Source organism: Mesorhizobium sp. M2A.F.Ca.ET.037.01.1.1 (assembly GCF_003998075.1).
In the GTDB taxonomy this organism is placed as follows: Bacteria; Pseudomonadota; Alphaproteobacteria; order Rhizobiales; family Rhizobiaceae; genus Mesorhizobium.
Map to the genome: position 1 here is coordinate 1 of NZ_RZSA01000241.1, position 7,475 is coordinate 7,475.

A 7,475-nucleotide genomic window follows, 5' to 3' on the forward strand; every position below is an offset into this window, starting at 1 on the left:
TGCCGGCCATGAGGTGGCGGTCGTGGTTTCGGCCATGGCCGGCATCGACCTCGCGTTTGACATGGCGCGCCACATTGCGGATGCGGGCGATGTCGGCGACCGAGGTTCCGCCGAATTTCATCACGATACGCGCCATGGAAGCGAAATGCCTTTGACTGAAGCCGGCGCACGGCCGGAACCGAAGGAAACGCCAGGGGTTAAGCCAGGCGCGGAAATGCGCGGCCTCCTTAGCCAAAACAACAAGGCTTCGCAAGCGAGCGAGCCTATAGCCGCCCCGACGACGCTCATCCTGACGGATTTCTGTCGCCGATCATGCCATAGACTGCCGAAACCCGGCCTTTGGAGATTCTCATGACCGAAACCCTGGAAATCGTCACCTTCCGCCTCAAGCCCGGCTCCGAAGCCGGCTTTGTCGCCAACAACCGGGTCATGACCGACTGGCTCGCCCGGCAGCCGGGCTTTCTTGCCCGTCACCTAGGGAAGCGTGAGGATGGCACCTGGGTGGATGTCGTGCGCTGGCAGAGCCTGGATCAGGCCCAGGCGGCGGCAGACCGCATTATAGCCGAGATCGGCGACAGCGAGGCCATGCAGGCGATCGAGCCCGCCAGCGTTGTCATGAGCCATGCCGAGATTGCGCCGTCGCGCTGATCGCGCAACTTGCTCAGGCAGCGCTTCGCCACAGGCTTGGATAATCGACAACGAAGCCGGCCAACGAAACCGTCAGCACGGCCTCATAACCGAACATGGGCGCGGCGTAGGCGTAGCGGCTTTCGTCGAGCCGACGATAGGTCTGATCGAGGCGCACAAGCTCGAGCTGGGGAAAAGCCAGATAGGCGGCTGGGGCGGGCGTCGTCTTGCCGGGGCCAAGATCGAGGCGGCGGATCGGCAGAAGATTGGTGGCGGGTGTGAAACCGAGGTCGATGTCGACAAGGCCGGCTGCCTCCGCCTGGCCCTTGCCGTTGAGCAGCCATTGGCCGTCGGCCCGGCGCTCGATCTCAAAGCGCAACTCCTGCAGCGCGACAAAGCCGTCGACCCGCGCCGCGCGCGTGCGCCAGCCGGAATCACAACTCACCTCATAGGCAAGGCTGGACGACTTGCCGTCATGGACGAAGAGGGCATGTCCCTTGAGACACCAACCATCATCCGTCTCGCCGAGCAGGCAGGCATCGTGGCCTTCCTGGTCGAGCCGGCGCCAAAGGATCGAAGTCTCGATGCGCATTTTTGATCCTCCTGCCGGTGCCGGCTGTCCTGTATTCGTTCTTCATTCCGCTTTGTTTCGACGCGCGGCAAGTCAGCTGCCATGTGCTGACAGAACGCCGGGCCGCGCCGCAGGGTTGCCGGGGCGCGCATGGCGGCAGCCGAAAAACCCTGCCTTGACTTTTGGCGCCAAGGGCCCGACTTCCTAACGCTCTACAGCGCCGCGCGTCCTCTCGGACGCGCAAAGGACGCTGTAGCAGTTTGACTTTGCGCATGATCCTTTTCCGAAAATCGATTCCGATTTTCGGGGTCATGCGCTGGAGACCCGCCTATGCCAGAACCCCGCCGATCGACCATCGATGCCGGAGAAGTCGAACGCTTTTCCGCCCTTGCCGCCGAATGGTGGAACCCGAACGGCAAGTTCCGTCCGCTGCACAAGTTCAATCCGGTTCGGCTTGCCTATATCCGCGACCAGGTAGCGGCGCGTTTCGGCCGCGATCCGCGCGCGGCGCGGCCTTTCGAGGGCCTGCGCTTCCTGGACATCGGCTGCGGCGGCGGCTTGCTGTGCGAGCCGATGGCCCGGCTTGGCGCCGAAGTGGTCGGCGCCGACGCTTCGGCGACGAACATCGAAGTGGCCAAGCTGCATGCGGCGGAAGCCGGTGTCGGCATCGACTATCGCGCCGCGACGGCCGAGGAACTGGCGGACGCCGGCGAGACCTTCGATGTCATCCTCAACATGGAAGTGGTCGAGCATGTCGCCGATGTCGACCTGTTCGTCGCCAAATGCGGCCAGATGGTCCGCCCGGGCGGCATCATGTTCGTCGCCACGATCAACCGCACGCTGAAGGCGCTCGGCCTTGCCATCATCGGCGCAGAATATGTGCTGCGCTGGCTGCCGCGCGGCACGCATCAGTTCGGCAAGCTCGTGCGGCCGGACGAATTGGAAAAGGCGCTGGGCGCCGCCGGGCTCACGGTGATCGACCGCACCGGCGTCATCTATCATCCGCTGGCCGACCGCTGGCAGCGCTCGAAGGACATGGACGTCAACTACATGGTGCTGGCAGAGAAAGCCTCGGTCTGATCGCGTCAGACCTCAGGCTTCCAACGGCCGATAGCCGCCCCGCCAGTAGATCAGAGCCTGCCCAGCGTCCTGGATTCTGACAGCTTCGACCGAACCGATGACGATCGAATGCGCGCCGCGGTCGATCATCTCGTCGAGGCTGCAGTCGAACGCGGCCACCGCATCGGTGAGCAACGATGCGCCGGTCTTCAGCGTCGTCCATTCGGCACCCTCATAGCGGTCCTTGCCCTTGATGCCGCCGAAGCCGGAGAAGCGCTCGGCCACCCGCTGGTGCTGAGGCCCGAGCGAGTTGACGCCGAAATGCCGGTAGCGCTCGACGACCGGCCAGGTCGACGAGGAGCGGTTGACGCAGGCGATCACCTTCGGCGGTTCCGCCGACAGCGACACCACCGAGATGACGACAAGGCCGGTACGGTCGTCGCCGACGCCGGCGGTGATGACGCTGACATTGCCGACGATGAGCCGCATGGCGGCGCGGAAATCCGCGACGCTGACCGGACCTTCCGCGTTGGCCATGGCTTTCTCCTTTTTCGCCGAAAGCAATCTCACGAAAGATGCGTAGTTGTTCTCTGTCTGGAACAGCGTCAAGGCGAGCTTAAAGCATGTCTCCCGAAAATGGGAACCGGTTTCGGGATAAGGACATGCGCCGCGAGCAAAGATGGATTAGCTGCGGGACGACGCCGGCTCGATCCGGACCGACGCAGGCGCGCCGTTTTGGCTTTGCGCCTTCGTGGTGATGAACACACCGGCGGTGATGATGGCCGCACCCAGCCAGGTCAGAAGCTGGTAGTGCTCGCCGAGAAGGATCGTCCCGGCGAACAGGCCGACGGCCGCTGCCACATAGCCGATCTGGCTGAGATAGACCGGGCCGCCGACGGCCTGCAGGCGGAAGAAGAAGACGAACATTGCCGAGGCCGAGGCGACCTGCCCGACGATCACCAGCGGCACTCCGGCGAGCGGTGCGAAGGCCTGCCAGCCCAAAAGCGTCAGTATGCCGATGAGGAGCAGCGTGGCCGAGGCCAGATGGCTGCCGACGGCGAGCTCGATCGGGCCGGTGCCTTCCGGCCAGTCGACGGTACGATAGATGTTGCCAGCGGCAAGGCTGACCGGGATGAGCAGCCCGATCGCCACCCAGAAATAGTCCGCTGCCTGGCCGGCCTCGCCGCGCGTCAGCGCGACCATCACCGCGCCGACGAAGCCGACGGCGATGCCGATGACGCCGAGCAGGTTCGGACGCCTGACGCCGAGCAGGATCGAGAACACCAGTGTGATCACCGGCGACAGCGTGAACATGATGCCGGTGTAGCCGGCGCCGAGATGCGGGATGGCGGAAAACATCAAAAGATTGGGGATGGCATAGGAAAGCGCCGCGGTGACGAAGAAATAGCGCAGCTTGTGCGGCGTCAGCCGGATGCGCTCGCCGCGCAGCAGAAGCGCAAGCAACAGCACTCCGCCTGCGCCGACCGATATAATGAAAGCCCAGACCATGGCCGGCACTCCGGCGGCGGTGGCGAGCTTGCCGAAGGGCAGCGTCATGCCGAGCAGGCCGCCGGTCACGACCAGAAGGCCGATAGCCGAATCCCAGAGAAATTTCATCGGGCTGTCCTGTCGCTGCATGACCGCTTGGCGGCCGGTTCTTCATGCGATAAGATAGCGTAAAGATTCTTTACGTCAAGATACTTTGCGGTGAGCGATATGGATCGGGCGGGCAGGGCTATGGAACAGTGGCGGCGGGAGCGGCCGGATCTCGACGTGTCGCCGATGGGGGTGATCGGACGGCTGAACGAGGCCTCGGCGCTCATTGCGCGCGACCGGCTCGCGCCGGTCTTCGCCCGCTTCGGGTTGCAGGCCGGCGAGTTCGACGTGCTGGCGACATTGCGCCGGTCGGGCTCGCCCTATGCGCTGACGCCGACCGAGCTATATGAGGCGACGATGGTGACGTCCGGCGCCATGACTGCCCGCCTCGATCGCCTGGAAAAGGCCGGTCTGATCCAGCGCGCGCCGCACCCAAGCGATCGGCGCGGCGTGGTTGTGCAGCTCACCGCGAAAGGCCGCGAGCTCACCGACACCGCACTCGCCGCTCATGTCGCCAACGAGCACGAAATCCTCGCCGGCCTGACGCAAGAGGACCGCGAAATGCTGGCGAAACTGCTGGAAAAACTGATCGGAAGCTTGAGTTTGCCGTCCTAATTCCGGTCGTCCGGAAAACTCGGGATCGGCATGAACTCGACGCCATCCTCGATCAGGCTTTGCGCCTCCTCCGGCGTCGCCTCGCCGTAGATGCCGCGCGGATCGGTCTCGCCGAAGTGGATCTTGCGCGCTTCCTCGGCGAACTTGTCGCCGACATAGTCGGCATTCTCGCGCACCTTCTCGGCCAGCGCCTTCAACTGCGCCAGCGCCTGCTTCTGCGCCTCGCCCATCGCTAGAGCGACTTTCTCCTGCCTGCGCGAGGTCGAAACGGCCGGCGCCATCAGCGCCTTCTCTATCTTGCGCGAGCCGCAGCTCGGGCAATCGACGAAGCCGCGCTTCTTCTGGGTGTCGAAGTCGTCATTGCTGCGAAACCAGGCTTCGAATTCGTGCTCGTGCTCGCAGATCAGGGAAAAGCGGATCAAGAGGCAGCACCCCTGAGACGCGGCGCTTCGCCTGCGCCGGCATTGACGATGAAATCCCGCGCATTCCTGAGATTGGGGATCTTGCGGCGCGCCGCAAGCGACTGCGCCGGATCGATCTCGGCAAGGATCACGCCCGGCTCGTTATGCGCGGCCTCGGCGATGACGCGCCCCCACGGATCGACGATCAGCGAATGGCCATAGGTCTCGCGGCCGTCTTCATGCAGGCCGCCTTGGGCAGCAGCGATGACATAGGCGCCGTTCTCGATGGCACGGGCGCGCAGCAGCACATGCCAATGCGCCTCGCCGGTCTGGCGCGTGAAGGCGGCGGGCACCGTCAGCACCTCCGCCCCGGCCATCGCCTCGGCGCGGAACAGCTGTGGGAAGCGCAGGTCGTAGCAGACGGCAAAGCCCAGCTTCGTCCCTTTGACGTCGGTCACGACCGCTTCCGTTCCCGGCTCGTAGGATGCGGATTCGCGCCAGCTCTCGCCATTGTCGAGGTCGACATCGAACATGTGGATCTTGTCGTAGCCGGCAATCAGCGTGCCGTCGGGTGAAAACAGGAAGGCGCGGTTGGCGAGCTTGCCGTCGGCGCGACGGATCGCCGTCGAGCCGATATGCAGGTGGATGCCGAGCTCCTTAGCCAACCTGCGCGCGGTGGCGACGACAATGTCCTTGTCTTCGGTGGTGAAAGCGGCCGCGCCGGCTTCCTTGTCGCGCACCAGCGCACCCGTCATTTCCGGCGTCTGGACATAGGTGGCACCCTGGCCGGCGGCCTGGCGCACCAGGATTTCCATGTCGGCGGCGTTGCGTTCGGGGCTCGTGCCCGAACGCATCTGCACGGCGGCGGCCTTGAAAACACCCATGATCATCTCCCGTTGGCGAGCATCACATCCAACCGGCCCTGCGACTCCAGATCATGGAGATCGTCGCAGCCGCCGACATGCGTATCGCCGATGAAAATCTGCGGAAAAGTGGTTCGCCCATGCGCCTTGGAAATCATTTCCTGGCGCAGTTCCGGCGAGAACGAGGCGTCGTGCTCGGTATAGACCACGCCCTTGCGGTCGAGCAGCCGCTTGGCTGCGCTGCAGTAGCCGCACATCATCCTTGTATAGATCGTCACATCGGCCATGGGTCACTATCCTGCCGGTGCATGTCGCCCAATGGTTGTATGGCAGCGACCTGCACCAAAAACAACGTTTGGGTTTCTATATAGTCGCGGACTCATCCGCCCGAAAGTCCCCCGGCAGGACTCGGGCGAACGTCAGCACGTCGACCGCTCCGGCGCCGCCCCGCTTCAGTGCCTTGGCGACCGCCCTCACCGTGGCGCCGGTGGTGTAGACATCGTCGACGACCAGCACCCGGCGGCCCGCGATTTCGATCTCGGCGTCGGGCAGCACGCGAAAGGCGGCGCGCACATTCTCCTCGCGCTCATGCCGTTCGAGCCCGACCTGCTGGCGCGTCAGCTTCACGCGTTTGACCGCGGATGGCGAGAATGGCAGCCCGCTGAGCTTTGCAACGGCGCGTCCAAGCTCCGCAGACTGGTTGAACTGGCGCCGGAAGAAGCGCCGCCAGTGCAACGGAACCGGCACGACCAGATCGGCCTCGGCAATCAGCTCCGCGCCGGCGCGGACCATCCAGTTCGCCATCCAGGGCGCCAGGTCCGTCCGGTCCTGGTATTTCAGCCCCTGGACCATCTGCCGGGCGACGCCCGAATAGATGACAGCGGCCCGCGCCCGCTCGAAGGGCGGCGGATCGGCGATCGCTTCCGCCGACAGAAACCCCTCGCCCATGTCGTGGGTGAAGGGCGTGCCCATCACCGGGCACCAGGGCTTTTCCAGCAGCCTGAGCTTCGGCCAGCAGGCGCCGCACAAGACGCCGGGCTGCGACACATGGCGACGGCAGCCGGCGCAAACCGGCGGAAACAACAGACGCGCCGGCCAGGCCAGTGCCTGCCGCGTCATGTCCTGAACCGCGCTGGTCTTGATCTTGTGCACCGGATCGGCCACGTGAAAGGAAACCCTCGCCACATTAACACCACTCCGGCGGGCGCGGACAACAGGAAGCTTTTGATTGCAGCCTTTGATCGACACTGAGCTCTGGCTCGCGCACAAGCGCCGGGCCCTCGCCCGCCCCGTCGAGGGTGCCGATTTCCTGATGCGGCGAGCGGCCGAAGACCTTGCCGACCGGCTGGGTGCCGTCGAGCGCCGCTTCGGCAAGGCCGCCGCTCTGTTTTGCCAGACGTCGGCGGCGGCCGACGTGCTCGCAGCCAGCGGCAAGGTCGGCGAAATAGTCCGCGTCGAGATGGACGAGGCGCTTCTGGCCGGCGGCCCGGGGCTGGTAGCGCCGCCGGAGACCGTGCCGTTCGAGGACGGCAGCCTCGACCTCGTCGTCTCCCTGCTGTCGCTGCACGCGATGAACGACATTCCCGGCGTGCTGGCGCAAATCCGCCGGGCGCTGAAACCGGACGGGCTTTTCCTTGGCGCTCTCGCCGGCGCGGGTACGCTCGCCGAGTTGCGCGAAAGCATGCTGACGGCCGAGACCGAGCTTTACGGCGGCGCGAGCCCGCGCATCCTTCCCTTCACCGA

Annotated in this window: 11 protein-coding genes; 4 read left to right on the top strand and 7 right to left on the bottom strand. The window is 65.0% G+C overall.

Annotated features, from left to right (window positions below):
- Positions 1–351 precede the first annotated feature (351 nt).
- Positions 352–648 carry an antibiotic biosynthesis monooxygenase gene (locus EOA27_RS14280; protein ID WP_127256544.1) on the top strand — a complete coding sequence of 99 codons (297 nt, stop codon included), beginning with the start codon at positions 352–354 and terminating at the stop codon, positions 646–648.
- Between the two features lie 13 nt (positions 649–661).
- On the opposite strand, the gene EOA27_RS14285 is transcribed toward EOA27_RS14280, so the two are convergent.
- Complete coding sequence (locus tag EOA27_RS14285) at positions 662–1,219, bottom strand: putative glycolipid-binding domain-containing protein (RefSeq protein WP_126081084.1); 558 nt, start codon at positions 1,217–1,219, stop codon at positions 662–664.
- A 309-nt stretch (positions 1,220–1,528) separates the two neighbouring features.
- On the opposite strand from EOA27_RS14285, the gene ubiG reads away from it, so the two are divergent.
- Positions 1,529–2,278: a bifunctional 2-polyprenyl-6-hydroxyphenol methylase/3-demethylubiquinol 3-O-methyltransferase UbiG gene (gene ubiG, locus EOA27_RS14290; protein ID WP_126081083.1), complete on the top strand. Its 750-nt coding sequence runs from the start codon at positions 1,529–1,531 to the stop codon at positions 2,276–2,278.
- Between the two features lie 12 nt (positions 2,279–2,290).
- Here the strand turns inward: ubiG and EOA27_RS14295 are convergent, their stop codons facing one another.
- Positions 2,291–2,794, bottom strand: coding sequence for a flavin reductase family protein (locus tag EOA27_RS14295; RefSeq protein WP_126081082.1), 504 nt, complete (start codon positions 2,792–2,794; stop codon positions 2,291–2,293).
- 147 nt (positions 2,795–2,941) lie between these two features.
- On the bottom strand, positions 2,942–3,874 hold the full coding sequence (locus EOA27_RS14300) for a DMT family transporter (protein WP_127256546.1): 933 nt from the start codon (positions 3,872–3,874) through the stop codon (positions 2,942–2,944).
- 99 nt (positions 3,875–3,973) lie between these two features.
- Between EOA27_RS14300 and EOA27_RS14305 the strand changes: the two genes are divergently transcribed.
- Entirely contained in the window at positions 3,974–4,468 is a 495-nt protein-coding gene (locus EOA27_RS14305) for a MarR family transcriptional regulator (protein WP_126083699.1), read from the top strand.
- Here EOA27_RS14305 and EOA27_RS14310 read toward each other — a convergent pair.
- The 4 genes from EOA27_RS14310 to EOA27_RS14325 form a co-directional block, all read right to left on the bottom strand.
- Complete coding sequence (locus tag EOA27_RS14310; RefSeq protein ID WP_126081080.1) at positions 4,465–4,890, bottom strand: DUF1178 family protein; 426 nt, start codon at positions 4,888–4,890, stop codon at positions 4,465–4,467. The genes EOA27_RS14305 and EOA27_RS14310 overlap by 4 nt on opposite strands.
- Positions 4,887–5,753 carry a carbon-nitrogen hydrolase family protein gene (locus tag EOA27_RS14315; RefSeq protein ID WP_126081079.1) on the bottom strand — a complete coding sequence of 289 codons (867 nt, stop codon included), beginning with the start codon at positions 5,751–5,753 and terminating at the stop codon, positions 4,887–4,889. Before EOA27_RS14315 ends, EOA27_RS14310 begins: the two co-directional genes overlap by 4 nt.
- Positions 5,754–5,755: 2 nt before the next feature.
- On the bottom strand, positions 5,756–6,019 hold the full coding sequence (gene grxC, locus EOA27_RS14320) for a glutaredoxin 3 (protein WP_126081078.1): 264 nt from the start codon (positions 6,017–6,019) through the stop codon (positions 5,756–5,758).
- Positions 6,020–6,095: 76 nt separating this feature from the next.
- Complete coding sequence (locus EOA27_RS14325) at positions 6,096–6,896, bottom strand: ComF family protein (RefSeq protein WP_126083698.1); 801 nt, start codon at positions 6,894–6,896, stop codon at positions 6,096–6,098.
- 64 nt (positions 6,897–6,960) lie between these two features.
- Here EOA27_RS14325 and EOA27_RS14330 point away from each other — a divergent pair.
- Positions 6,961–7,475, top strand: a 515-nt coding sequence (locus EOA27_RS14330; RefSeq protein ID WP_127256548.1) for a methyltransferase domain-containing protein, incomplete at its 3' end; no start/stop codon positions are given.